Origin of the sequence: Kitasatospora sp. NPDC094015 (assembly GCF_040304075.1) — a bacterium.
In the GTDB taxonomy this organism is placed as follows: domain Bacteria; phylum Actinomycetota; class Actinomycetes; order Streptomycetales; family Streptomycetaceae; genus Kitasatospora.
In genome coordinates this window covers 73,757-99,647 of record NZ_JBEOUL010000022.1, presented here as the reverse complement: position 1 = coordinate 99,647, position 25,891 = coordinate 73,757, and the positions used below count along the sequence as shown (strand labels likewise).

The window sequence follows — 25,891 nt, the reverse complement described above, 5'->3', positions numbered from 1 at the left end:
GGGCCGGGGCCGGACCCGGGCGGTCAGACCAGGAGGTTGGTGCGGAGTCCTTCGAGCACCTCGTCGTCCAGGCCGAGGCCGTCCTGCCAGAACGCCTCGAAGGACGGCCAGCCGGCCGCGACCTCGGCGAAGGAGGTCTCCAGGTAGGCCCGCTCGGCGCGGAACACCGGGAGCAGCAGGGCCGGCTCCTTCATCAGGCCGCGGGTGCCGAAGCTGTCCACGATCTGCTCGATCAGTGCGGCGGAGCGCTGGTTGGTGAGCAGGTAGTCCTGGAACACCGTCTCGCGGTCGACGCCGAGCGCGGTGAGCACCAGCGCGGCCGCCCAGCCGGTGCGGTCCTTGCCGGCCGAGCAGTGGAAGATCAGCGGCGGCCCGTCGGGTGCGGCCAGCAGCCGGATCACGGTGGCGAAGCGGTCGCGGGCGACCGGGTCGGTGACGAACCAGCGGTAGAGGCCGACCATCATCGCGGCGGCCTTGCCGTCCCCGAGCAGGGCGCGCTGCTTGGCGGCGTCCCGGTCCGCCAGCGCGTTGCGCAGGGCGACGTAGATGTCGAAGTCGGCGGCGAAGACCGGCAGGTGGTGCAGCGCGATGCCGGACGGGTCGGCGGGCTCGACGGTCACCGGCACGCCGGAGAGCTCGGCCGCCACCACGGCGGCCGCGGGCAGCCCGGGGACCCGGTCGGGGCCGGCCTCGCGGACCTCGTCGAGGCTGCGCAGGTCGACCACCCGGCGCAGGCCGTGCTCGGCCAGCACCGTGAGGTCCTCGTCGGTGAGCCGGTTGAGCGCGTCGGCGCGCAGCGCCACGCCGTGCCGCAGCACCCGTCCGTCCGCGGTCGGGTAACCCCCGAGGTCGCGGGCGTTGACCGCGCCGTTCAGGCCGAGGCTGCGGGCGGTCTCGGTGGGCTGCTGGGTCACGGGACGTCCTCCGGAGGCACGGGCCCGCGCAGGTCGCGGGCCGTGTCCAGTCTAGGGACATCGAGGTCGCCACCACCCCGGTGGGAGCCGGGCCGGGCTCCCGGCCGGGCCGCCGCACCGGCGGCCCGGAGGGGCGCGTTACTTGACGGCGAGCCAGATGACGCCGGCGATCACCACGAGCGCCAGCACGGCACCGATGACGATCATTCCGGTCCTGTTGGAGCCGCCGCTGGAGTTGCCGTAGGTGGTCACCGAACCCGGGGCCTGGGGGGCCGGGGTCTCGTCGACGAACGCCCGGAACATCTGGGTGCTGCCGGCGGGGTCGTAGTCGTTGTCAGCCATGGCACGGACTCTAGCCAATTCGGGCACCCGCCCGACACCCCGGACCTGCCCGGACGTGGCCATCTCCACGGACCTCTCACCTCCCGCAACGGCCGTACGACGGGCGCGTGAACTCCTCCCCCGCCGGGGAATCCCGCTCGGGAGGCGCACGGTTGACCCGAGGTATGACCGAATCCCGAAGTGACATCCCTCGTGTGACCCTGGGCTCCTCCGACCTGGAGGTCTCGCAGCTCTCGCTGGGCGGCAACGTCTTCGGCTGGACGGCGGACGAGGCCGGGTCCTTCGCCGTGCTGGACGCCTACGCGGCCGCGGGCGGCAACTTCGTCGACACCGCCGACGTCTACTCCGCCTGGGTCCCGGGCAACACCGGCGGCGAGTCGGAGACCGTGCTCGGCGCGTGGCTGCGCAGCCGCGGGAACCGGGACGGGATCGTGGTCGCCACCAAGGTCGGCTCGCACCCCGAGCTCAGCGGACTGCGGGCGAGCACGATCAAGCGTGGCGCGGAGGAGTCGCTGCGCCGGCTCGGCGTCGAGCGGATCGACCTCTTCTACACCCACCGGGACGACCTCGACACGCCGGTCGAGGAGATCGTGACGGCGCTGGACGAGCTGGTCCGGGAAGGGAAGGTCCGGGCACTGGGCGCGTCCAACATCGGGCCCGACCGGCTGGCCGCGTCGCTGGAGCTCGCCGCCCGGGAGGGCCTGGCGGGGTACGTGGCCGTCCAGCCGCGCTACCACCTGCTGGCGCGGGACTACGAGGACGAGCTGGCGCCGGTGGTGGCGCGGTACGGCCTGGCCGCGGCGCCGTACTCCGCGCTGGCCTCGGGCTTCCTGACCGGCAAGTACCGGCCGGGCGGCGGACCGGTGGACAGCGCCCGGGCGGTGGGCGCCGCCCGCTACCTGGAGGATCCGCGCGGGCCGCGGGTGCTGGCGGCGGTCGAGCGGGTCGCCGGGGCGCACGGGGTGGAGCCGGCCACGGTGGCGCTGGCCTGGCTGGCCTCCCGCCCGACGGTGGCGGCGCCGATCGCCAGCGCCCGGACGGTGGCGCAGCTGGCGCCGCTGGTGGCGGCGGCCGGCCTGGTGCTGACCGAGCAGGACCTGACGGAGCTGGACGCGGCCTCCGCCTGAGCGGCCGGGCCGGGACGGGCAGGAGGGGTGGCAGCTGGTCCGCTGCCACCCCTCACGTTCCTGCGCGGGTCGCGCCGCCGTCAGGCCTTGCGCACCGGTCCGTCCTTGCGGGCGGCGCGGACGGCCGGGGCGGGCACCGGCGCGACCACGCCGGCCGGGGCCACGAAGGCGACCAGCAGGTGTTCCATCAGCGCGCTGCGGGCCGCCTGGTCCAGCTCCTGGGCGGTGGCGCGCTCCAGCCTCCGTACGGCCAGCGCGGCCGCCTCGACGGCGTCGTCCACCAGCACCGTGCGCAGCCCCGCGTCGAGCTCGGCCAGCCGGCGGCGGCGCATGGAGTCGGCGACCTCGGGGGCGTAGTCCAGGGCGAGCGGCTGCACCGAGTAGACCTCCAGGCCGGCCGGGGCCGCCTCGGCGGCGAGCGCCCTGGTGAGCTCGTCGGAGAACCACTGCCCGTCCCGCAGCGCCGGCCCGGGGGCCGCGTTGGAGTCGCAGGGCAGCGCGGTGGCCGTCCGGGTCAGCACCGCCTGGACCTGCTCGCGCAGGTAGGTCTCGTGCTCGGCGACGCCCAGCAGGGCCCGCGCGGTGTCCTTGACCCGCCAGACGACGAGCAGCCGGACCACGATCGGCGTCCCGGTGCGGTCGGTGACCTGGACCGGGTCGCTGCGCCAGTGGCGCAGCCGGACGTCGACCCGGTGCCGGCGCAGCATCGGGTTCACCCAGACCAGGCCGGCCCGGCGGACGGTGCCCCGGTACCTCCCCCAGCGGGTGAGCACCCGGGTCTCGCCGCCCGCGTTGGCCAGCAGCCCGGCCACCGCGAGCATCACCAGCACCGCGGAGCCGGCCACGACCGCGATCTCCAGCTCGGTCACCACCGGGACCCCGGCGGCCACGGCGGCGGCGCTGCGGAGCTCGGGCAGGTTGCCCAGGTGCGGGACGACGCCGGCCCTGGCCAGGCCGAGGGCCATCGCGGCGAGGGCGGCCAGCACCACCAGGACGGCGAGCCAGCCGGGGGTGGTGCGGGCGGTCCACTCGCGCATGCCGGGGTCGACCCGGGGCGGCCGCCGGGCCGCGGGGGTGTCGTGGGTGTCCTGGGGGTGGGTGCCGTGGCTGTGGGGCCCGTGGGCCCGGTCGAGCTCGGGCGCGGGTGCGGGGGCCGGCGGCGCGGTGGGCGTGTGGGCGGCGTGCCGGCCGAGCTCGCGGACGGGACGGATCGGGCGGGTCGGCGGGCCGTCCGGCCCGTCGTCGTCGAACAGGGCCACCTTGATCAGCGGGGCGGCCTTGATCAGTGGTTTGGCTGCCGCGCGGGCCATCGCGCGGCCCAGCTGGGTGGCCCCGCCGGGGAGCGCGGGACGCTCGGAAGGGGTGTCGCCGGGTGACGGGTCGCGGGTGACGTCCATGCACGGGTCCTCGGGGTCGGTGGGTCGCGCAACGGGCCCAGATTAGGTTGATAACTCATCAAATGAGACATAACGCGCTGGCGTGTCCGGTGTTTCGACGGCCCGTCAGGTCACGCCCGACGGTCCGCCGTCCGCTCAGCGGCGGCGGGTCCCGCTACCGCGGCCGAACACCCGCCTGGTCACCAGGCCCAGTCCGACGAGGATCATCAGGATGCCGATCGCACCCTTGCGCCAGCCCCTCGCCGGGGCACCGTTGGCGGTGGCGGAGGCCGCTCCGGGCGCCTCGGCGGGCGGTGCGGCCAGCACCTGGTCCGCGCTGCCGGGCGCGTCGTCCCGTACCAGCGGAGCGATCAGCGGCTCGGCCCCGTCCGGCTCCGGCCGGATCGGGGTGTCGGGCACGGCGGCCGGGGAGCCTGGGGGCGACTCGGCCGGGGACGCGGATGCCGAGGGCGAGGGCGACCCGGACGCGGACGCGGACGCGGATGCCGACGGCGAGAGCAAGGGCGAGGTGCCAGCCGGCGAGGGCGAGGGCGAGGTACCGGCCGGCGGCGCCGCCACCGCGGACGGGACGGGGACGGCCGGCGGCGCCGGGGCGACCGGGGGTACCGGCGGCACCACGATCGGCAGCAGGCCGGCCGGCGCCGGGGTCAGCTCGACCGGGGCGCTCGGCGCTGCGGACCCGCCGGGGACGCTCGCGCCCGCAGGCTGCGAGGCCGCCGGTGACGCATCGGACGGGGCCGACGGCGCGCCGGATGACGGAGCCCCCGTCGGCTCGGCCACCGGTGCGCTCGGCGACGCGGACCCGGACGGCGACGCGGTGACCGAAGCCGACGCCGAAGCCGAGGGCGAGGGCGAAGCCGACGCCGACGCGGACGGCGAGGCCTCCGGGGTGCCCGCCGCCGGGGCGACGACGCGGACCGGCTCCCCCGCCGTGCCGTTCCCGGCCCGGTCGGTGGCGGTGGCGAGCAGGGTCTGCTCGCCGGCCGGCAGGTCGCGGGTGGCGGTGCAGCTCCAGGAGGAGTCCGCCGCGGCCACCGCGCCGCACACGGTGGCCCGTTCGCCGCCCGCGGCCTGGGTGGTGACCGTGACCATCGCACCGGGCTCGGCCCGGCCGGACAGCCGGGGACGGGCCGTACCGAGCGTCTCGCCGGGCGCGGGCGCGCCGAGCTGCGGACGGTCGGGCGCGACGGTGTCCACCGTGAGCGCGACCGGCTTGCCGTCCGTGCGGTTGCCGGCCTGGTCTACGGCGCTGGCGGTGAGCCGGTGCGGGCCGTCCGCCAGGTTCTCCACCGGCAGGCAGGACCAGGCGCCGCCGTCCCCCACCTCGGTGCTGCACAGCTCGCTGCCGGCCCGGACCCCGCCGGGGAGGTCGGTCAGCGCCACCGAGACCGTGCTGCCGGCCTCGCCGGTGCCGGTGATCAGCAGCCCGGGATCGTTGGTGAACTCCGGCAGGGTGAGCGCGGGCGGCGCCGGCGGAGCGGTCTTGACCGTGATCCGGACCGGCGTGCCGCGCAGCACCAGGCCGCCCTTGGTGGTCTCCACCGGGGTCAGCGCGTGGGCCCCCGCCGCGAGCGCGCCGGCCGGCCGGCAGGACCAGGCGCCGTCGGCGCCGGCCGTGCCGCGGCAGAGCTCGCGCTCGCCGTCCAGCACCGCCACGGTCGCGCCCTGGACGGCGCCCTCGCCGCGGATCTCCGGCTTCGGGTCGGCGGTGACGGTGCCCGGCACCGGCCAGGAGATCTCCGGCCGGGCGGCGCCGACCGCGATCTTCACCCGCTGGTCGACCACCTCCCCGGAGTCGGCGAACCCGCCGGGGGTGACCAGCTGCGCGCCGTTGCGGGCGATCCGCAGCCGGGCCCAGGTCTCGCCGCCGGCCGCCTTGTCCGGCACCGTCCACTCCAGCACCGAGCTGTCGGCCCCGGCGGGCACCTCGGCCTGCACCCGCTCCAGCGGGTCGAACCGGCCGTTGTGGTCGAAGTCGATCCACCCCGCCAGGGTGGCCGGACCGACGCCGGGGCCGACCGGCACCGTGAGGTCGTAGTAGCGGCCGGCGGCCGCCTCGTTGGGGAACTCCAGGGTGGGGTCGGCGCCGAGGTACTCGCCGCGGCCCGGCTGGAGCTGCGGCGGCAGCGGGCTGCTGCTGCGCGAGGTGCTGGTCCACGGGCTGCGCCGGCCGGCGCCGTGGTCGAGCTCGACCACCGGGCCGTCGTCCGGCGCGCTCTCGTACGGCATCGGCGGGGGTGGCTGCTCGCCGGGGACCAGCGGCTGGGCGACGGTCTGGGTCAGGCCGGGGCGGGCGCGGCTGCTGGAGGTGGCGGCGTCCTGGCCGAGGAAGAGGTCGGTGATGACGTGCGAGGCGTTGCCGTAGCTCTGCGGTGCGGTGCCCAGGCCCTCGTCCACGGTGATGCTGTAGGCCTGGCGCAGGGTGGTGGGCGCGGTGGTGGAGCCGGATCGGGCGGTGCTGCGCTGCTCCACCCGCAGGGTGACGGTGCCGACGCTGCCGGTCAGTTCGAGCGTGCCGGAGCCGTCCGCCGAACCGTCCGTGGCGCCCTCGCCGGCCGGGGCGAGCTCCCCGGCCCGCACCGTCCAGCCGGACCAGCCGGTCCGGCCGACCAGGGTGGGTGCGGCCGGGGAGCCACCGGTGACGGTGAGCCGGGTGGCCGTGCCGGTGGCGCCGCCGGTTCCGGTGGCCAGCCCGGCCAGTCCGCCGACGTGCAGCCGCGGATTGCGGACGGCGCGGGAGAAGGAGATCTGGAGCGTGCCGAGGGTTCGCCAGGAACCGTCCGCCCGGGGGCGTTTCTCGGCCACCAGAAAGGTCTGGGCCGGGTCACCGGCGCGCAGCCCGTCCGTGTAGGGAGGAGTTGCACCGGGGCGTTCCGCGAGCTTTCCCGGGGCCGCCGTGACGTCCACTCCGGGGAGGGGGGCGAAATCCAGCTGGACGCGCAGCCCGGACGGCAGGACCGCGCGCCGCTCGGCCGACCAGGAGTCCGGGGACTGCTGCGCCGGAGCGGGGGGCGAATTCCAGCCGATCAGCAGGCCGGCGAGCACCGCCGCGGCCGCGGCCCGGCGCACCGGGAGCCCGACGCGGGAGCGTCCGCTGGGGCGGACCGGGGTTGCCGGGGCACGGTACGGGGACTGTCCGCCCATCCGGCCCTCCTCTCGATGACGTCCGCCAAGTCGCGGGTCAGGCCTGGATTTCGACACAGCCATAACATCCGACAAAAGGGAATCACGATCTGGAGTCGGTCATACCGCGACACCGAGGGATCTGCCCCGGTGACACCCGATTGGTCGTCAGCTGGCCGGCGGGGTGGGACCTACCCGGAACGGTCGGATTCAAGCCATCGCGCCGGCCGCCCGCAAGGACGCTTTGCCGACCAATTCCTGAGCATTCATCAGCCATCCCTGTTCGATTTGGCGAAACGCTCAGTAGAGTCAGCGCCCGTGTCTTCCGACTCCGCCGTCCTGCGCGCCAGCTTCGCCGTGGTCGAACGCCGCGCCGATCAGCTCACCAAGTACTTCTACGCCCACCTGTTCACGCACAACCCCGGGATCCGGGCGCTCTTCCCGGAGCGGATGGACGAGCAGCGCGACCGGCTGTTCGGGGCGCTCACCCGGCTGGTGCTGCGGCTGACGGACACCGACCGGCTGGCCGACTACCTGGCGGCGCTCGGCCGTGACCACCGCAAGTTCCGGGTCCTGCCCGAGCACTACCCGGCCGTCGGGGCCAGCCTGGTCGCCGCGCTGAGGCACTTCTCCGGGCACTCCTGGACGGCGGAGATCGAGAAAGCCTGGACCGAGGCGTACGCGGTGATCTCGCAGGCGATGATCCAGGCCGCTGGTGGTGGGCCGGCCGCCGGCCCGCGCTGGTGGCAGGCCGAGGTGGTGGGGCGGGTCCGGGCCGCCCCCGATCTGGTCGTGTTCACCCTCGCCCCCGACCTCCCCTACCCGTTCACCGCCGGGCAGTACCTGGCGCTCTGCTCGCCCCGGCTGCCGGAGGTCTGGCGCCCGTACTCGATCGCCTGCGCGCCGCGGGCCGAGGGCACCCTCGAACTGCACGTCCGCCGGGTGTCCGCGGGCGTGCTGAGCTCCGTGCTGGTGAACGACGTGCTGCTCGGCGAGACGGTCCGGCTCGGCCCGCCGCGCGGCAGCGCGGTGCTCGCGCCCGGCTCGGCCCGCCCGCTGCTGGCCGTGGCCGGCGGCACCGGCTGGGCGCAGATCAAGTCGCTGCTGGAGCAGGTCGCCCTGGAGGGCGGGCGCCCCACCACGCTGCACCTGGCGGCCCGCGCGGGTGCGGGCCAGTACGGGCTGCCGGCCGCCCGGCAGCTGGCCGACCGGCACCGCTGGCTGGAACTGCTGCCGGCCGCCCCCGCCGACGGCGGGCCGCACGAGGAGGCGGTCGCGCTGCTGCGCGAACAGCTCGCGCGGCACCGGGACTGCTCGGAGCACGACGTCCACCTCAGCGGGCCGCCCGGGCTCGCCCCGGAACTGGCGCTCCAGCTGATCGGGCAGGGCGCCCGCCCCGAGCTGATCCGGCACGACCCCGGGCCGGTCACCTTCAACCGGGCCCGCCCGCTGACCTCGTCCGAGTGGTTCCTCGACCTGCGGGACGTGGCCTGGATCAACCGCACCGAGCTGGGCTGACCGGGCGCGGGCACGACGAAGGCCCCGGACGATCCGTCCGGGGCCTTCGGCTGGTGCGCTCAGCAGGATTCGAACCTGCAACCTCTTGATCCGTAGTCAAGTGCTCTATCCGTTGAGCTATGAGCGCTCGGGCGGCCCCGAGGGGCCACGAGCGTGGGTTGTGGTGCGCTCAGCAGGATTCGAACCTGCAACCTCTTGATCCGTAGTCAAGTGCTCTATCCGTTGAGCTATGAGCGCTCGCCCGGTCGAACTGGCCGGGCGGGCGGTGCGGGGACAACATTACATGACCCTCGACCTGGGGTGAAATCCATTGCTCCGCGCCCGGTCGGGGGCACAACGCAAGGAGCCCCGCCGGTGTGACCGACGGGGCTCCCCATGGAGGCGGAGGCGGAGGGATTTGAACCCTCGATGGGCTTTAAGACCCAAACCGCATTAGCAGTGCGGCGCCATAGACCGGACTAGGCGACGCCTCCTCCACTCGGACCACGTCGCTGCTGCGACGCACTCCGCGCGAAAGCGATGATGCCACAGCCTGAGGCTCCGGCACCAACCACCGACAACGTTACTAGCCGGGTCGTCCACGGCGCAAAGAAGAATGAGATACTCCAGTCTCCCGAGGAGAGCGCGTGCCGCGAGTCGCAGCGGCGGCCCCCAGCCGTGAGGAGACCTGTCGACGTGAGCAGCAGGCCGACCCGAGGCGCTGCTCGCCTCGCCGCGATACTCGACGCCCTGCCCGACGCGCTGCTGCTGGTGAACAGCAACGGCACCGTCGTGGAGGCCAACAAGGCCGCCGTCCAGAGCCTCCAGGCCCCCGGCACCTCGCTGGTGGGCATGGGCGTGCTGGACCTGCTGCCCGAGTTCGATCCCAGCCGGATCCCCGGCTCGATGCGGCCCAAGGCGAGCGAGCCCGAACGACTTGACGCCCCGGTGCGGATGACCGCCCGGCGCACCGACGGCTCCAGCTTCCCGGTCGAGGTGGCCGGCAACGACTTCGAGGACGACCGGACCGGGGGCGACAGCCCCGGGTACCTGTCCTACGACCCGTACCGGGAGTCCGGCGGGACGGGCGGCCAGGGGCTGCTGCTGCTCCTGGTCCGCGACCTCACCGGCCGGACCGGCGTCGAGGCGGAGCTGCGCCGGCAGCACAAGCAGACCGAGATGATCCTGCGGGCCGCCGCCGAGGGCGTGCTCGGGGTCGACCTGGACGGCCGGGTGGTGCTGGTCAATCCGGCCGCCGCGCACATCCTCGACTACCGGGCCAGCGAGCTCGGCGGTCGGGAGCTGCACCCGCTGATCCAGCACTCCCAGGCGGACGGCACGCCACTGGCGCTGGAGGGCTCGGCGCTGCTGGACACCCTCACCTCGGGCCGCAAGCACCGGGTGCGCGGCACCGTGCTGTGGCGCAAGGACGGCACCCCGGTGACGGTGGACCTCACCACGGCGCCGGTGCGCGACGGCGACCAGCTGGTCGGCGCGGTGATGACGTTCACCGACCGGACCAAGGAACTGGCGCTGGTCGCCCGCAACGAGCACCTGACCGCCGTGCTGGAGCACGAGCTCGGCGACGCGCTGGGCGCGTTGCACCGGCGGATAGACGCACTGGCCGGGGATCCGGCCGGGCAGCTCTGGCCGGAGGCGAACTGGACCCTGCGGCGGCTGGCCGACGAGTGCCGGCGGTTCTCCGCGCTGATCGACGGGGTGCTCGCGCACCAGGACTTCGAGCAGGCGGTGGAGGCCGGCAAGGAGGAGCTGGAGCGGGCCGAGGTCGGCCTGGACTCGGTGGTCAAGCGGGCCGTGGAGCGGGCGGGCGAGCTGGTCGGGCCGGGCCGGGTGCGCTACTCGGTGCACGCGGCGCCGGTCGAGCTCTCGGTCGACCGGGACCGGCTGGCCCGGGCGCTGGCGCACCTGGTCGCCGATGTGAGTGGTGTCACACCGTCGCTGGAGGTCGCCGGGATCCGTTCCGACGCACCCGGGCTCGGGGTGCCGGCGCTGCCCGCGAACGGCACCGAACTGCCGATGGTGGTGCTGGCGGCCGCGCAGCGCGGCGAGGTGGCCCGGATCGAGGTGCGCGGGCCGTCCCGCCGCCCGAGCCCGGTCCACCTGCCGATCGCGCGCGCCACCGTGGAGCTGCACGGCGGCGTGCTGCAGCGGCACGAGCTGCCGAACCGGGCCGGGACGACGTACGTGGTGGAGCTGCCGCTCGACCCGTCGGCGCCGCGCACCGGCCGGTCGAGCAGCGTGCCCAAGGAGACGGACACGGCGATGCTGCCGGACCTGCCGCAGGTGGCGGCGGCCGCGGGCGAGCCGGGCGGCGAGCAGGCTGGCCCGGAGCGCGCGGAGGGCGAGGGAGCGGCGGCGCGGGACGGCCGGACGGAGCGGGCCGGCTCGGACGGGCGCGGGGTGCCCACCGGCCAGGCGGCCGAGCACGGGTCGACCCCGGCGCCGGGGCGGAGCGCGATCGCGCTGGGGCCGGCGGCCGAACCGGGCGAACCGGTGGCGGAGCCGGTGGAGGCCCCGGCCGAGCCGGCCCGCCCGTCGCGGCGGCGGCGCGGGCTGCCCGCGGGTGACGAGTCGTCGGGCGGCCTGTCGATCCCCGGGATCCCGGAGCCGGGCGCGGCCCTGTACCCGGGTCTGGAGCAGTCGCTGCCGGCCGCGGTCGCGGTGCCCGGTCAGGGCGAGGCGCCGGCGGAGCCGCCGGCCGTCCGGCCGACCGGGCGGCGGCGCAGGCTGGCGGTGCCCGGTGCCCCGGCCGAGTCCGGCGAGAGCGTGCCGGTGAGCGGCGGCGCGGAGGGCGCGCAGCCCGTTCAGGCACCGCTGCCCGTGCAGGCGCCCGAGCCGGCCGGTGAACTGGAGCTGGCCAGGCCGGCCCGGGCGGAGCTGCCGGCGGCCGCGCCGGTCGGTGACGGTGCGGGGCAGGCGCCCCGGCCGGTCGGCAGCGGGCTGGGCGAGCTGGCGCCGCCGCGGCCGCTGGGCGGCGGGTTCGCGAGTGCCTTCCCGAGCGCGTTCGCGGACGCGCCGGTGCAGGCGGTGGCGGTGGCCCGGACCGGCCAGGCGGTCGAGCGGGCCGCGCTGCCGGCGGCCGAGAGCGGCGAGGGCGGACAGACCGAGCCGGCGCCGGCGGGCGGCCGGACGCCGCCGCGGCCGGTCTCGGAGCTGCCGATGTCGGGCGCGGGGCGTCCGGAGGAGCTGCCCCCCGGGGCGGCCGCGGCGGACCCGCCGACCATGGTGACCCCCGCGGTGGACGGTGCCCGCCGGCTGCTGGTGTGGCCGGAGCCGGATCCGTCGACCCGGCAGGCGTTGCAGGACCGCGGGTACCGGCCGGTGATCGTCCGCTCGCGGGAGGAGGTCGACGCGCAGGTGTCGGGCTTCCCGGCGGCCCTGTTCGTCGACCCGCTGACCGGCCCGATCACCCGGACGGCGCTGCAGTCGCTGCGGACGGCCGCGCTGAACAGCCGGGTGCCGGTGCTGGTCACCGCCGGTCTGGGCCAGGCCACCCGGGACGCCGCGTACGGCGCGGACCCGGCGGTGCTGCTGCGGGCGCTGGCGCCGCGGGACGGCGAGAACCACGCGGCCCGGGTGCTGCTGGTGGAGTCGGACCCGGACATCGCGGCCGCCCTGATCAGCAGCCTGGAGCGGCGCGGGATGCACGTCGAGCACGCGCTGGACGAGAACGACGCGGTCTCCCGGGCCAGCAGCGTGCAGCCCAACCTGGTGGTGATGGACCTGCTCCAGGTCCGCCGCCGCCGGGTGGGGCTGCTGGACTGGCTGCGCGCCAACGACCGGCTGCACCGCACGCCGCTGGTGGTGTACACCTCGGTCGACCTCGACCCGCAGGAGCTGCCGCGGCTGCGGACCGGGGAGACGGTGCTGTTCCTGGCCGAGCGGTCGACCAGCGAGGACGTGCAGTCGCGGATCGTCGACCTGCTGGGGCGGATCGGCGCGATGGGCGAGGTCAGCCAGGTCGGCTGAGGCCCGCCGCGGCCGCCGGCTTCGGGAACGCGGCGGGCGCGGCAGCTCAGTGGTGGGCGTGGACGACCGCGTGGCCCCGGCCGCGCCCGATCAGCCAGCGGTTGACCGGGACGGTGAGCAGGAAGGCCAGCAGCAGCGCGGCGGCGAGCGAGGTCCAGAACAGCGCGTCGCCCAGGCCGGCGTCCATGGCGCCGGGGACGGCGAGCACGGTGCCGGTGTCGATCAGTTCCATGACGGCGATCGAGACGGTGTCGGCGGCCAGCGCGACCTTGAAGGCGTGGCCGAGGTCGAGCCCGGCGCGCAGCACCCCGCGCATGGTGAGCGCGTAGCCGAAGGCGAAGGCGAGCGCGATCGAGAGCGCCACGGTGGCGCCGTTGTGCAGGCCGAGGGCGGTGCCGATGACCAGGCCGAGGATCTCGCCGGCGGCGCAGCCGGTGAGGCAGTGCAGGGTGGCCTGGGCGGCGGTGCGCCAGCCCCGGTCGGTCGGGGCCGGCGCAGCGTGCCGGTGGTGCTGGTGGTGTCGGTGGTCCATGGCGGAGCCTCCTGTTCGACCTGCGGTCCGATCAGGAGAACCCGGATACCCCCCGGGGGTATTCCCCGCGGTTACGCCTTGCCGAGGACGGTGACCTGGAGCCGGTCGGCCGCGTACTCGGCCCGGATCACCTTCTTGTCGAACTTGCCGACGCTGGTCTTCGGCACCGCCGCCACGATCGACCAGCGCTCCGGCAGCTGCCAGGAGGCGATCCGCCCGGCCAGGAACTCCCGCAGCTCGGGCAGGCCGACCTCGGCCCCGGGCCGCAGCACGACGGTGGCCAGCGGGCGTTCGCCCCACTTCTCGTCCGGGACGGCGACCACGGCCGCCTCGGCGACCTGGGGGTGGGCCATCAGGTGGTTCTCCAGCTCGACCGAGGAGATCCACTCGCCGCCGGACTTGATCACGTCCTTGGCCCGGTCGGTCAGCGTCAGGTAGCCGTCGGCGGTGATGGTGCCGACGTCCCCGGTGCGGAGCCAGCCGTCCTCGCTGAACTTGTCCGCGGGCCGCTCCGGGTCCTGGCCGGCCCCGGCGAAGTAGGCGCCGGCGATCCACGGGCCGCGGACCTCCAGCTCGCCCTGGGCGTGGCCGTCGTGCGGCATCCGCTCGCCGGAGGGGCCGACCAACCGGGCCTCGACCGAGGCCGGGAACAGCCCCTGGGTGACCCGGTACGGCCACTCCTGCTCGGGGGTCAGGCCGCCGGGCGGGAGGGCGAAGGTGCCCAGCGGGGAGGTCTCGGTCATCCCCCAGGCGTGCACCACCTGGATGCCGTGGCGCTCCTCGAAGCCCTTCATCAGGGCGGGCGGGCAGGCCGAGCCGCCGATGACCACCATCCGCAGCGAGGAGGTGTCGTAGCTGCCTGCGTCCAGCTCGTCCAGCAGCCCGTTCCAGATGGTGGGGACGGCGGCGCTGACGGTCGGCCGGAAGCGGTCGATCATCTCGGCGAGCGGCCGGGGCTGGAGGTGGCGGTCGGGCATCAGCAGGCTCGCGCCGGTCATGAACGCGGCGTGCGGCAGGCCCCAGGCGTTGACGTGGAACATCGGGACGACCGGGAGCGCGAGGTCCCGGGAGGTGAGGCCGAAGCTGTCCGCCGCGTTGACCTGGAGGCAGTGCAGGTACACCGAACGGTGGCTGTAGACCACGCCCTTGGGGTCCCCGGTGGTGCCCGAGGTGTAGCAGAGGGCGGCGGCCCGGCGCTCGTCCAGGTCGGTCTGCCAGGGGTACTCCTGCGGGCGGCCGGCGATCAGCTCCTCGTAGCCGTGCACGGTGCCGGCGAAGCCGTCCAGCAGCGAGCGGTCGCCCTCGCCGTTGACCACGATGTGCCGGAGCGTCGGGTTCAGCTGCGGCAGGATCCCGGCGAGCAGGGGCAGCAGGCTGCCGTCGACGATGATCGCCCGGTCGGCGGCGTGGTTGACGATGTAGGAGAGCTGGGCGGCGGGCAGCCGCAGGTTGAGGGTGTGCAGCACGGCGCCCGTGGACGGCACCGCGAGGTAGACCTCCAGGTGTTCGCCGTTGTTCCACATCAGGGTGCCGACCACGCTCCCGTCGGTGACCCCGAGCTCGTCGCGCAGGGCGTGCGCGAGCTGCGCGGCCCGGGCCCCGACCTCGGCGTAGGTCCGGGTGACCGGATCGGCCCCGGTCCAGGTGGTGACGGTGGCGCTGCCGTGGACCGTCGAGCCGTGGGTGAGGATCCTGGCGACGGTGAGCGGGACGTCCTGCATCGTGCTGAACACGGGTCCTCCTTGACCTGGCGGCACCTGGGGGCGACTACCCGCCGGTAGGGGAGGGCGGTCGCGCCCCGATTTTGCCGGTCGCGGGCCTTGCTGTCAGCACCCGTTCCCCGTTGTCCCGGTCACGCGGACGGCGGGGCGGGGGCCGGCGGGGCCCGGCGGACGGCCGCGCGGATCAGGGGGCGACCAGGGCGACCAGGGTGTCCAGCTGGTCGCGGTCGACGGTGAGGGTGACACCGCCGTAGGTCTCCGCCACGTTGCCGTGGTGCTGGTGGATCCGCTGGTGGCCGGCCCACAGGTCGGCGCCGAGCGGGCCACTGCCGTCCACCGTGTCGGCCCGGTCGTCCCAGCGGGCGTACCAGACCGCGTCCGGCAGCGGGGAGCTGCCGACCCGGGCGGCGGCGGCCAGGTCGGCGATGCCGGAGTCGGTGCTGGAGTAGAAGCCGGAGTGGAAGCCGGCGGCGTGCAGGGCCTGGGTCCAGCCCAGGGTGAAGTCGATGACGGCCTGGCTGCAGGCGGCGTCCCCGCGCGGGTAGGACTCGATGTCCAGGTAGACCGGGCTGCCCGTGGCCAGTTGGAGCGACCGCAGGCCACGGACCGCGAGCGCGGCCTCGTCCCGGCCCTGCTGCACGGCCCGGTCGGGATCGATCCGCTTCGGCTTGCCCGCGGACGCCCGGCACGGCGCCTGCAGGCCGACGTGGGTGGGGATCAGCTGCCAGCCCATGGCGCGGACCTCGCGCACCCAGGCCGCGGTCAGCCGGGGCTGGTCGCAGGCGCGCTGGTCGCCGCTGCTGTAGATGCCGATCGCGCCGTAGGGGGAGGCGGCACGCCAGGCGCGCATGGTCTCCGGCGGGGGTGCGGTGCAGGCGTCGAAGCCGGCACCGGTGAACACCTCGCTCGGCAGGGCCTCCCGCTTCGCGCGGGGGTCGCTCAGCACCCGCCGCCGGGGCGGTGGCTGCGGGGGCGTGGGGGCGGGCGCCGCCGCGAGGCCCGCGTGCAGCGTCCCGCCGAGGCCCCGGCCGCCGTCGAGGACGGTGCCGTCGGTGGCGAGGAGCAGGACGAGGGAGGCGGCGGTCAGGGCTGCGGGACCTAGGTAGCGCACCCTCCAGTCCTACTGATCCGTCATCAGGGTGATCCCGTGCCGCGCAGCGGAGCGGACCCGTTTCACCTGGTCGGGGGCACCGTCTCAGCAAGTGGTAATGAGTTTGGAGGTTCTGCACTCCTTACGCCACACTCGTCTCCATGCCCAGCGCCAACACCTGCGAGCCGGCTCTCGCCGATGCCCTTGCCATGCCGCCCTCCCCCAAGGGAGAGCCCGCCGGCGAGCGTGGTGGTTGGCGACGACGCGGCGCGGCGCCCACCGTCGCCGCCGATCCGCCCCCGGGCGGTAAGGCCCCGACGGGCCGGCCGACGGCCGGCTCGCGGATCGCGGAGACACAGCGGCGCCTGGGGAACATCCCGGCGCCGCTGTTGTGCGTGGTGTCGATGTTCGCCGTTCAGCTGGGCATCGCCGCCTCCAAGCCGCTGTTCGGCGCGCTCGGGGTCGGCGGCGCCACCTTCCTGCGGCTCGCCTTCGCCGCCGTGCTGCTGCTCGCGGTGACCCGCCCCCGGCTGCGCGGCCGCAGCCGCCGGGACCTGGGCCTGGCGGTGCTGCTCGGCGTCGCCTCGGCCGGGATGACCTCGCTGTTCGCCGGGGCGGTCGACCGGCTGCCGATGGGCACCGCCTCGACCATCGAGTTCCTCGGGCCGCTCGCGGTCGCGCTGGCGCTGGCCCGCCGGGTCTCCCACCTGCTCTGGGCCCTGCTGGCCGGCGGCGGGGTGGTGCTGCTCACCCTGCTGGGCGAGGGCACGGACGGCGGCGGGCTGGATCCGGTCGGCCTGGCGTACGCCTTCGGGGCCGCGGCCTGCTACGCCGGGTACATCCTGTTCACGGACAAGGTCGGGGCCGTCTTCAAGGGCTTCGAGGGGCTGGCGGTGTCGTTCACCATCGGCGCCCTGGCCCTGGCCCCGTTCGGTGCGGCCGAGGCCTGGCACGGGCTGGCGGACGCCGGCGCCCCTGCGCTGCTGCTGCTCGCGGTCGCCGGGGTGGCGCTGCTCATCCCGGTCATCCCGTACGCGCTGGAGATGGCCGCGCTGCGCCGGATGCCGCAGCGGGTGTTCAGCGTGATCGTCAGCCTGGACCCGGCGGTCAGCGCGCTGGTCGGGCTGGTGGTGCTGCACCAGCTGCTGGGGTGGGTGCAGGTGGCGGGGATCGCCTGCGTGGTGGTGGCCAGCGTCGGGGCCACATTGACCTCGCGGCGCTGAGGGCGGCTTCCCCGGCGGGGCCCCGCTTCGCCGGGAGCGGGGCGCCCGCCGGGGTGGTGCGGGGGAACGCCGACGGGCGGCGCCGTTGCCGGTGCCGCCCGTCATCGCCGGAGTGCGGTGACCCTTTCCGCTCCCGGATGTCGTACCCGGCCCCTCCCGGCCCACCGGTCGAACCTCGACCGGCCGGCCCGCACCGCGTCCCGGACTGCCGGCGCCCCCGCCGTCAGTGGTGGTACGGGTGATTCGGGATCGGGGCCCTGGGTGTCGCTCCGACCTCGGCGTCAGCCGCCGAAGACCGGGGCGAAGACGAAGCTGAAGTTCTTGTTGGACTGATCGGTGAAGACGAAGCCCGAGTTGTCCTTGACCCCCACATTGCTGTTCTGGTTCGAGGCGCCCGAGCCCGTGGCGGTCTGCTGGGTTGCGTTGTAGTTGCCGTCGACCGAGCCGAAGATGTTCCCGCTGCCGAAGTTGGACACCACGCTGCTGTTGGAACCGTCGCCGGCCAGCGCACCGTTGTCGGCGACCGCCGAGCCGGCGCCGGCGATCAGCAGACCGGCCGCGAGCGGTGCGGCGACCAGCAGACCGGCGAACCGGCGGGTGGTGCGGTTACGGAAGCGCGCCATGAGTCCTCCAAGAAGCCTTCAGCCCGGAAAGGGCTGCAATTTTATTGACATATAAGGGAGTTCGCGGCCAGACGAACCCCCGCAGGGCTGCGACGCCGAGAGACAGCCTTCCGCAACAAATCGACAAAGCGCCAGCACCGGAACGGCTTTTCGCCCGTTAGCGTGATCTCGGGCGCAGCACGCATAGCCCCACCGGAGAAGGTTCGTCGACAGACACTCCGCCAGGGGCAAGGAGATTGGCACGAACGGCCGGCTCACCAGCCGGATTCACGCCGGGCGCGCACCCGACCGGTCGCACACCGACCGCACCACCTCGGCGCACAAATCCGGTCGCACGCCGCCTTGATAGGGAAGCCGGCCATACCGCAGGGTGCTTTCGGCCATCCATTGTCGACTTAACCGCGGTGGCCGGATGGTCATTTGAATGAACGTCAGAGGGTCTTACCCGGATTCATGATTCCCAGCGGGTCGAAGACCGACTTGATCTGCCGCTGGACCGCCAGGCCCACCGGGCCCAGTTCCCTGGCCAGCCAGTCGCGCTTGAGCAGACCGATGCCGTGCTCCCCGGTGACCGTGCCGCCCAGCTCCAGCCCCAGCGCCATGATCTCCTCGAAGGACTGCTCGGCCCGGGCGGTCTCCTGCGGATCGGTCGCGTCGAACACCACCACCGGGTGGGTGTTGCCGTCGCCCGCGTGCGAGACCACCCCGATGGTCAGGCCGCCGCGTTCGGCGATCTCGGCCACCCCGCGGAGCATCTGCGCCAGCCGGGAGCGCGGCACCGCCACGTCGTCGATCATCGTGGTGCCCAGCCGGTCCAGCGCCGGCAGCGCCAGCCTCCTGGCCTGGAGCAGCAGATCGGACTCCGCCCGGTCCTCGGCCGGCACCACCTCGGTGGCCCCCGCCGTCCGGCAGATCTCGGCCACCGCGGCGAGTTCGGCCTCCTGCGCCGGCCCGTCGAAGGCCACCAGCAGGAGCGCCTGGGTGCTCGCCGGCAGCCCCATCGCGGCCATCTCGTTCACCGCCCGCACGGTGGTGGCGTCCATCAGCTCCATCAGCGAGGGCGTGAAGCCCCGGGCCATCACCTCGCAGACCGCCGCGCAGGCCGCGTCCGTCCCCGCGAACTCGGCGGCCAGCACCAGCGGCGGCGCCGGTTCCGGGCGGAGCGCCAGCGTCGCCTGCACCACCACCCCCAAGGTGCCCTCGGAGCCCACCAGCAACCGGGTCAGGTCGTAGCCGGCCACGCCCTTGGCCGTCCGGCGCCCGGTGCGCAGCAGCCGCCCGTCCGCCAGCACCACGTCGAGGCCGAGCACGTACTCGCCGGTCACCCCGTACTTGACGCAGCACAGGCCGCCCGCGCCGGTGGCGATGTTGCCGCCGATGGTGCAGGACTCCCAGCTGGACGGGTCCGGCGGGTAGGCCAGCCCGTACTCGCCGGCCGCCCGGGACAGCACCGCGTTCACCACGCCCGGCTCGACCACGGCCAGCCGGTCGACCGGGTCGATCTCCAGGATCTGGTCCATCTTCACCAGCGAGAGCACGATGCAGCCGTCCACCGCGTTGGCGCCGCCGGACAGGCCGGTGCGGGCGCCCTGCGGCACCACCGGCACCCGCAGCGCGGTCGCCGTCCGGAGCACGTGCCGCACCTGCTCGACGTCCCGCGGGAAGACCAGCACGGCCGGCGCCCCGGCGGCGCAGAAGCCCGCCATGTCCCGGGCGTAGGCGGCCGTCACGTCCGGGTCCACCACCACGGCGTCCTCGGGCAGCCCCTGCACCAACCGGTCGACCAGATCACTCACGGCATGCCTCCGCTCCTCGTGCACCTGTCCCGCTCCGCACTCTTCCGCCCGGCCGGGGCGGCCGCAAGGCTGCGTCGGCGGGCGGCGCGGCCCGGCCGTGGGGCGGGGCGACCCTTCAGTCCGCCGTCGGGCGAGGCGACCGTTCAGTCCGCCGTCGGGCGAGGCGACCGTTCAGTCCGCCGTCGCGCCGAGCGCGCGCCGGACACCGGCGGCGGACCAGGCCCCGCTCGCCCCCGGGCGGCTGCTCAGGTAGCGGGCGCAGCGGTCGGCGTCCCAGCCGTGCGCCTCGCGCAGCCCGGCGGCGAGCACCCGCAGGTAGCGCGCGGACGGCGGGTTCAGCTCCGCCTCGGCGGTGCGCCAGGGTGCGGTGAAGGTGAGCACCGGGAGACCGGCGACGGCGCCCACGCACAGCAGGGTCTGGTACCGCCCGGCGCCCAACTCGGCCCGCCCGTCGGCCAGGACGGTGCTGAGGTCGAGGTCGGTCCCGGGTGCCCGGCGGACCTCCTGGGCGGCGATGTCGGCGAACTGGCCGGCCCGCAGCAGGTAGCCGCGGGCCGGCAACTCGCCTTCGTCCAGGGGGTCGTAGAAGCCCATGCCGCCGCCCCAGACCAGCGACTCCAGGGCGAAGTGCAGGCGGCCGGGCAGCAGCAGCGGCACCGACCGCTCAGGCGGGCGGCGGTCCCGGCTGCCCGGGTGGTCGCGGTCGCCCTCGGCGAGGCGGCCGCCGGCGAGGTAGCAGGTCAGCCGGGCGAGCAGCATGTTCGAGGCGTAGGCGGCGTACCAGATCCGGTCGTCGGGAGCGGGGGACGCGGGCGGCGGGTCCGGCCGGGAGTCGGGGCGGTACACCGTGCTCGTGGTCATCCGTCCCGTCCCTGCTCCGCCGCGGGCGCGGTGCGTCCGGGCCGGCGGCCCGGGCGGGGCGCGGCGGCTCGCGGGCCGGCCCGGCGCGATTCTGCGGGACGGGCCGGCCCGGTGCGGGGCGGCGGGCCGGTGCGGCGCGGGTTCCACCCGGGCGGGGGTACGGGGCGGGGCGGTACGGGCCGGGCGGGGCCCGGCGGTGCGGGCCGGGCGGTGCGGGCCGGGCGGACCGCTACCGGGTCACCCGCTCCGCCAGGAACTCCTCCCAGCTGCGCCGGCCGACGGTGGCCCCGGCGAGGCTGAGGTTGTCGCCGGACCGGTACGCCCGGCCGGCCGCCCCCGGCATCCGGACCGGCAGCATCGGCCGGCGCCGTCCGCGGGCCCGCAGGTAGCCGCGGCTGAGCTCGTCGAGCCCGTACACGGTGGGTCCGGCCAGGTCCGGTACCAGGCCGGCCGGCTCGCCGAGGGCGAGTTCGACCAGCCGGTCGGCCACCTCGCGGGCGTCCACCGGCTGGAACCGCAGGCTGCCCGGGACGGGGATCATCGGCAGCTTGGCCATCTTCTCCACCACGGTCAGGGCCAGGTCGTGGAACTGGGCGGCCCGCAGCGTCGTCCACGGCAGGCCGGAGCCGGCCACCGCGCGTTCGGCGTCCCGCTTGGCGCGGAACCAGCCGAGCGGGACCTTGTCCGCCCCGATCACCGAGACGTACACCAGGTGCCGCACCTGCCCGGTGCCGACGGCGGCCCGCACCAGGTGGCGGGTCGCCTCGTCGTCCCCCTTGGGGCCGCCGGCGAGGTGCAGGACGGTCTGCACGCCGGCCAGCGCGGCGTCGATGCCCTGGTCCGCGAGCAGGTCGCCGGCCACGTACTCGACGGTGGCCGCCGTACCGGCGCCCGGTGCCGCCTCGGCGTGATCGCCGCCGCGGCGGCTGAGCACCCGGACCGGGCGGCCGGCCGCCAGGAGGCGGGGGACCACCAGGCGTCCCAGCGTGCCCGTGCCGCCGGTGACCAGGATGGGTGACGTCATGGCTCCTCCAGAATCCTCCGTCCGGGGGTCCGGCCCCCGGGACGATCAGCTAGGTTTTCGTGCACCTGCTGCTACGACCCCACGCCCGGACGGGATGTGACACGGTGGACGAGATCCTTCGGCTGACGGAGCGTTTCGAGGCGAACCGGCCGCGACTGCGCGCGGTGGCCTACCGGATGCTCGGATCGCTGAGCGAGGCCGAGGACGCCGTGCAGGAGGCCTGGCTGCGGCTGGCGCGGACCGGCGGCGAGGACATCGAGAACCTGGACGCCTGGCTGACCACGGTGGTCGCGCGGCTGTGCCTGAACGTGCTGCGCTCGCACGAACGCCGGGGCGAGGAGCCGCTCGAGGCCCGGATCCCGGACCCGCTGATCGACCGCGAGGACGGTGGCCACCCCGAGCACCAGGCGCTGCTGGCCGACTCGGTCGGGCTGGCGCTGCTGGTGGTGCTGGACACGCTGGGCCCGGCGGAGCGGCTGGCGTTCGTGCTGCACGACATGTTCGCGGTGCCCTTCGACGAGATCGCGCCGCTGATCGAGCGCACCCCGGCCGCGGCCCGGCAGCTCGCCAGCCGCGCGCGCCGCCGGGTGCAGGGGCAGGCGCCGGTGCCCGACCCCGACCTCGGGCGCCAGCGCGAGGTGGTCGGCGCGTTCTTCGCGGCCGCCCGCGACGGGGACCTCGACGCGCTGGTCGCGGTGCTCGACCCGGACGTGGTGCTGCGCTCGGACGGCGGCGTCGTGCGGGCCCGCCGCACCGTGGTGCTGCGGGGCGCGCGGACGGTGGCGGGGCAGGCGGTCACCTTCGGCGGGCTGGCCCCGTTCGTGCGGCCGGCGCTGATCAACGGGACGGCCGGCGTGGTGGTCGCGGCGCAGGGCCGCCGGCTCTCCGTGATGGCGTTCACCGTCACGGCCGGGCGGATCGTCGCCATCGACGTGCTGGCCGACCCCGAGCGCCTCGCCGCCCTCGACCTGTCCGCGCTGGACCGCTGACGCCCCGGCGCCCCGGAACGCCGTCAGGGCGGGTACCGACCGATGTCGGTACCCGCCCTGATCGAGGCTTTCACCACCAGCGGAGAGCGTGGGATTCGAACCCACGGTACGGGGTCACCGCACGACAGTTTTCAAGACTGTTCCCTTAGGCCGCTCGGGCAGCTCTCCAGGCGGAGGCCAGCCTAACGGGTCCGGCGGGGTTCGGTGCACACCGTTTCCGGGGGGTGGGTCAGTTGTCGCCCTTGCGTTCGCCGAGGGTGACGGTGGTCTTGGCGGTCTTGCCGTCGCGGGTGTACTCGACGTCGACCTTCTCGCCCGGCTTGTGCGTCCAGATCTCGCTGACCAGGGTCGGTCCGCTGTCGATCGCGATGCCGCCGAGCTTGGTGATGACGTCGCCCGGCTTGAGGCCGGCCTGGTCGGCGGGGCCGCCCGGGGTGACGGCCGGGGTGCCCTGGACGTCCTTGGTCTGGATCTGCGCGCCGTCGCCCTTGTAGTCGTCGTTGCGCAGCACGCCGAGGATCGCGTAGACCGGCGTGCCGTCCTTGATCAGCGTCTCGGCGACCCACTTGGCCTGGTTGATCGGGATCGCGAAGCCGAGGCCGATCGAGCCCGCCCGGCTGCCGCTGGAGCCGCTGGTGTTGGACTGGATCGCCGAGTTGATGCCGATGACCTGGCCGGAGGCGTTCAGCAGCGGGCCGCCGGAGTTGCCGGGGTTGATCGAGGCGTCGGTCTGCAGCGCGTTCATGTACGAAGCCTGCGAGCCGGTCTCGTCGCCGGAGGCCACCGGGCGGTCCTTGGCGCTGACGATGCCGGTGGTGACGGTGCCCTCGAGACCGTACGGGGCGCCGATCGCGATGGTGGCGTCACCGATGGCGACCTTGTCGGAGTCGCCGAGCGCGAGCGGGACCAGCTTGTCCTTGGGCGGGTTGTCGAGCTTGACCACGGCGACGTCGTAGCCCTGGGCCCGGCCGACCACGGATGCCGGGTAGGAGGAGCCGTCGGAGAACTTCACCGTCAGCTTGCCGCCGCTGGCCGCCGGGGCGACCACGTGGTTGTTGGTGAGGATGTGGCCCTCGGTGTCGAAGACGAACCCGGTGCCGGTGCCCGACTCGCTGGAGCCCTGGGCCTTGATGGTGACGGTGCTGGGCAGGGCGGCGGCCGCGATGCCGGCGACCGACTCCGGGGCGCGGTCGAGCGCCTTCTTGTTGTCGCCGACCGTCACGGTGGTGCTGGTGCGGCTGGAGGAGCTGACGCCGCCGTCCTTGCCGTCGGTGAGCGAGACGCCGATCGCGCCGCCGGCCAGGCCCGCCACCAGGGCGACGGCCGCGACCAGGGCGATCAGGCTGCCGCGCTTGCGGCGCGGGCCGGGCGGGGTGCCCTGGGTGCCCCACTCGCCGGGCTGGCCCGGGCCGCCGGTGCCGCCGGGCGGGGTGCCCCAGCCGCCGAGCGGGTGGCCGGCGCCGAACGGGTGGTGGGCCGGGTCGCCGGCGGGCGGCTGGTGGCCGGGCTGCGGGTGCGCGGCCGGGGTGCCCGGCGCGGCGTACGGGTCGCGCGGCGGCGTGCCCTCGGCGAACACCGGGGCGGCCGGCACCGGCGGCGCCATCGGGGCCGGGGCGGGCTCGGGCGCGGGGGCGGCCGGCGGCGGGGCGCTGGCGTAGCCGGGCGCGGCGGGCGCCACCGGCGGGGGCGCGTCGATGTACTCGGGCGCCGGCGGGGCGACCGGCTTCGACAGGGCGAGCGTGTCTGCGGGTTCGCCACCCGCCGGCGGCGTGGCGGCCGACGTGGTGTCAGTACCCGGAGCACCCGCCTCTGGGACGCCGGAGGTCCGACCCTCCTGCGGCCCGGTGGACCCACTCTCGTGCTCGGTGCTCACGGACGACCTCCATAGCTGACAGGACCTTGGCCATAGTTTTTCGCATAGCCGATTCGGTTGCCGTAAGCAGCCCCCTGAAGAAGTCATGAGAATGCTTAGGTGCTCCCGACAACCCGCGGCCGCGCCGCCCGGCCGGCGGTTCCGCGATGCGGACGGCATCTCCCTGGCCTTGGCGTTCGAGCCGCCGACCGTTAGCCTGGCGCTCCAAACTGAAACGACGCGGGAGCTTGGACCCACCAGGCTGAGAGTGCGCTGTTCGACCGTACGCCATGGGTATCACGGCGGGAGTGGTCGAGGGAGCGCAGACCGCCGGAACCTGTCCGGGTAATGCCGGCGTAGGGAGTATCGGCCATGACGGCTGTTTCGTCTTCCCCTGCCTCCAGCTCCGCCACCGCCGTGGCCGAGCGCCCCGAGGCGCCTCTGGTGCTCGACACCGAGCCCCCCAGAACGCTCGACTTCCGCGCGCAGTTCGCGCTCTGGGCCAATCTGGGCGTCAGCCTGATCGGCTTCTCCAGCGCCGCCACCGTGCTGGGGACGGCGGGGGCGGAGCTGTCCTTCGTCGCGGCCGTGACGGCGATCGTGGTCGGCACCGTGATCGGTACCGCGATGCTCGGGGTGGCCGCGCTGATCGGCGCCCGGACCGGCGCCCCGGCGATGGCGGTGCTGCGCGGGCTGTTCGGGACCAGGCTCTCGTACCTGCCGACCGTGCTGAACATCGCGCAGTGCATCGGCTGGGGGCTGTTCGAGCTGATCGTGATCGCGGGCGGGGCCCAGAACGTGGTCGGCACCCAGGGCTGGCGCTGGCTGTTCGTGCTGCTGGCGGGCGGGCTGACCACGGTGCTGACGATCTGGCCGCTCGGCGCGATCGCGGTGCTGCGCAAGTACGTGGCGGTCGCGGTGGGCGTCGCGATGGTCTACTTCACCGTCCAGCTCGGCCGGCAGGGCTTCCCCGACCCGGGGGCGGGCAACTGGGACGGCTTCCTGACCGCCACCGACGCGGTGATCGCGGTGTCGATCTCCTTCGTCCCGCTGGCCGCGGACTACACCCGGCACTCGCGCACCCCCGGCACCTCGTTCTGGGGCACCTTCTCCGGCTACACGGTGGCCCAGGTCTGGTGCTACGTGCTGGGCCTGATCGCCCTGCTCCAGCAACACGGCGACAGCACCAAGATCTTCGACTCCTTCACCGGGGTGACGGCGGGCTGGCTGTTCCTGCTGGTCCTGGTGGTGCGGGAGACCGACCAGTCGTTCGCCAACGTGTACTCGACGGCGATGTCGGTGCAGAACCTCTTCCCCCGGGTCGACCGCCGGGTGCTGACCGTCGGCATCGGCACGCTGGTCACCGGCCTGGCGCTGTGGATCCACGAGCTCAGCGCCGGCTACACCAACTTCCTGTACCTGATCGGCGCGGTGTTCGTGCCGCTGTTCGCGGTGCTCGCGGTCGACTACTTCTTCGGCGCCGGCCGCACCGGCTGGAACCTGGAGCAGGACGCCCCGGCCCGCTGGCTGATGCTGCTGCCCTGGGCGATCGGCTTCGCCACCTACCAGTTCATCGCGCCGACCGCGGTCGCCGGCTGGTGGACCGGCTTCTGGCAGGACCTGCAGTCGGCGGTGGGCTTCGTCCCGCAGGCGTGGACCTCGGCCTCGCTGTTCGCCTTCCTGACCGCGGCGCTCGCCACCTGGGCGACCACGCTGGTCCGTCGGTCGGCCTGACACCGTACGGACCGCCCGTACGGTGTCAGGCCGACCGCGCCGCTGCGCCGTCCGGA

At 75.0% G+C, this 25,891-nt stretch carries 18 protein-coding genes and 4 tRNA genes; 6 read left to right on the top strand and 16 right to left on the bottom strand.

Going from position 1 to position 25,891, the window contains the following annotated elements; translation table 11 throughout:
- Positions 1-23 precede the first annotated feature (23 nt).
- Entirely contained in the window at positions 24-914 is an 891-nt protein-coding gene (locus ABT014_RS24150; RefSeq protein ID WP_350641135.1) for a tyrosine-protein phosphatase, read from the bottom strand.
- A 138-nt stretch (positions 915-1,052) separates the two neighbouring features.
- A complete protein-coding gene (locus ABT014_RS24145) occupies positions 1,053-1,256 on the bottom strand; it encodes a hypothetical protein (protein WP_350641133.1) in 204 nt (67 codons plus the stop codon).
- Positions 1,257-1,420: 164 nt separating this feature from the next.
- On the opposite strand from ABT014_RS24145, the gene ABT014_RS24140 reads away from it, so the two are divergent.
- Positions 1,421-2,383: an aldo/keto reductase gene (locus ABT014_RS24140; protein ID WP_350641132.1), complete on the top strand. Its 963-nt coding sequence runs from the start codon at positions 1,421-1,423 to the stop codon at positions 2,381-2,383.
- A gap of 80 nt (positions 2,384-2,463) precedes the next feature.
- On the opposite strand, the gene ABT014_RS24135 is transcribed toward ABT014_RS24140, so the two are convergent.
- Positions 2,464-3,780 (bottom strand): SPFH domain-containing protein, encoded by a 1,317-nt coding sequence (locus ABT014_RS24135; RefSeq protein ID WP_350641131.1) that lies wholly within the window; start codon positions 3,778-3,780, stop codon positions 2,464-2,466.
- A 135-nt stretch (positions 3,781-3,915) separates the two neighbouring features.
- Complete coding sequence (locus ABT014_RS24130; RefSeq protein ID WP_350641130.1) at positions 3,916-6,924, bottom strand: Ig-like domain-containing protein; 3,009 nt, start codon at positions 6,922-6,924, stop codon at positions 3,916-3,918.
- Between the two features lie 297 nt (positions 6,925-7,221).
- Here ABT014_RS24130 and ABT014_RS24125 point away from each other — a divergent pair, with 297 nt between their 5' ends.
- Positions 7,222-8,421, top strand: coding sequence for a globin domain-containing protein (locus ABT014_RS24125; protein WP_350641128.1), 1,200 nt, complete (start codon positions 7,222-7,224; stop codon positions 8,419-8,421).
- 51 nt (positions 8,422-8,472) lie between these two features.
- Here ABT014_RS24125 and ABT014_RS24120 read toward each other — a convergent pair.
- From ABT014_RS24120 to ABT014_RS24110, 3 genes are all read right to left on the bottom strand, one after another.
- Positions 8,473-8,548 (bottom strand) — tRNA-Arg (locus ABT014_RS24120).
- A 34-nt stretch (positions 8,549-8,582) separates the two neighbouring features.
- A tRNA-Arg gene (locus ABT014_RS24115) sits at positions 8,583-8,658 on the bottom strand.
- Positions 8,659-8,803: 145 nt separating this feature from the next.
- Positions 8,804-8,894, bottom strand: a tRNA-Ser gene (locus tag ABT014_RS24110).
- A gap of 202 nt (positions 8,895-9,096) precedes the next feature.
- Between ABT014_RS24110 and ABT014_RS24105 the strand changes: the two genes are divergently transcribed.
- On the top strand, positions 9,097-12,390 hold the full coding sequence (locus tag ABT014_RS24105; protein WP_350641127.1) for a hybrid sensor histidine kinase/response regulator: 3,294 nt from the start codon (positions 9,097-9,099) through the stop codon (positions 12,388-12,390).
- 46 nt (positions 12,391-12,436) lie between these two features.
- On the opposite strand, the gene ABT014_RS24100 is transcribed toward ABT014_RS24105, so the two are convergent.
- The 3 genes from ABT014_RS24100 to ABT014_RS24090 form a co-directional block, all read right to left on the bottom strand.
- Entirely contained in the window at positions 12,437-12,922 is a 486-nt protein-coding gene (locus tag ABT014_RS24100; protein WP_350641126.1) for a DUF4396 domain-containing protein, read from the bottom strand.
- Between the two features lie 71 nt (positions 12,923-12,993).
- The gene (locus ABT014_RS24095; RefSeq protein ID WP_350641125.1) at positions 12,994-14,655 is read right to left on the bottom strand and encodes a long-chain fatty acid--CoA ligase; all 1,662 of its coding nucleotides are present in this window, start codon (positions 14,653-14,655) and stop codon (positions 12,994-12,996) included.
- A gap of 172 nt (positions 14,656-14,827) precedes the next feature.
- Positions 14,828-15,754: a DUF1906 domain-containing protein gene (locus tag ABT014_RS24090; protein WP_350641123.1), complete on the bottom strand. Its 927-nt coding sequence runs from the start codon at positions 15,752-15,754 to the stop codon at positions 14,828-14,830.
- Positions 15,755-15,894: 140 nt separating this feature from the next.
- Between ABT014_RS24090 and ABT014_RS24085 the strand changes: the two genes are divergently transcribed.
- Positions 15,895-16,956, top strand: a complete 1,062-nt coding sequence (locus tag ABT014_RS24085) for an EamA family transporter (protein ID WP_350641122.1) — start codon at positions 15,895-15,897, stop codon at positions 16,954-16,956.
- Positions 16,957-17,237: 281 nt separating this feature from the next.
- Here the strand turns inward: ABT014_RS24085 and ABT014_RS24080 are convergent, their stop codons facing one another.
- The 4 genes from ABT014_RS24080 to ABT014_RS24065 form a co-directional block, all read right to left on the bottom strand.
- Complete coding sequence (locus ABT014_RS24080; protein WP_350641121.1) at positions 17,238-17,579, bottom strand: hypothetical protein; 342 nt, start codon at positions 17,577-17,579, stop codon at positions 17,238-17,240.
- Between the two features lie 431 nt (positions 17,580-18,010).
- On the bottom strand, positions 18,011-19,375 hold the full coding sequence (locus ABT014_RS24075; protein WP_350641120.1) for an FAD-binding oxidoreductase: 1,365 nt from the start codon (positions 19,373-19,375) through the stop codon (positions 18,011-18,013).
- A 171-nt stretch (positions 19,376-19,546) separates the two neighbouring features.
- Positions 19,547-20,236, bottom strand: a complete 690-nt coding sequence (locus ABT014_RS24070; RefSeq protein ID WP_350641119.1) for a histone deacetylase — start codon at positions 20,234-20,236, stop codon at positions 19,547-19,549.
- Positions 20,237-20,465: 229 nt separating this feature from the next.
- A complete protein-coding gene (locus ABT014_RS24065; protein ID WP_350641117.1) occupies positions 20,466-21,260 on the bottom strand; it encodes an SDR family oxidoreductase in 795 nt (264 codons plus the stop codon).
- A gap of 104 nt (positions 21,261-21,364) precedes the next feature.
- Here ABT014_RS24065 and sigJ point away from each other — a divergent pair, with 104 nt between their 5' ends.
- Complete coding sequence (sigJ, locus tag ABT014_RS24060) at positions 21,365-22,249, top strand: RNA polymerase sigma factor SigJ (RefSeq protein WP_350641116.1); 885 nt, start codon at positions 21,365-21,367, stop codon at positions 22,247-22,249.
- Positions 22,250-22,329: 80 nt separating this feature from the next.
- Here the strand turns inward: sigJ and ABT014_RS24055 are convergent.
- Together ABT014_RS24055 and ABT014_RS24050 are read right to left on the bottom strand one after the other, a co-directional pair.
- Positions 22,330-22,417 (bottom strand) — tRNA-Ser (locus tag ABT014_RS24055).
- A gap of 61 nt (positions 22,418-22,478) precedes the next feature.
- Entirely contained in the window at positions 22,479-24,122 is a 1,644-nt protein-coding gene (locus ABT014_RS24050; RefSeq protein ID WP_350641114.1) for a S1C family serine protease, read from the bottom strand.
- A 351-nt stretch (positions 24,123-24,473) separates the two neighbouring features.
- On the opposite strand from ABT014_RS24050, the gene ABT014_RS24045 reads away from it, so the two are divergent.
- Positions 24,474-25,835: a purine-cytosine permease family protein gene (locus ABT014_RS24045; protein WP_350641113.1), complete on the top strand. Its 1,362-nt coding sequence runs from the start codon at positions 24,474-24,476 to the stop codon at positions 25,833-25,835.
- Positions 25,836-25,891: the final 56 nt, after the last annotated feature.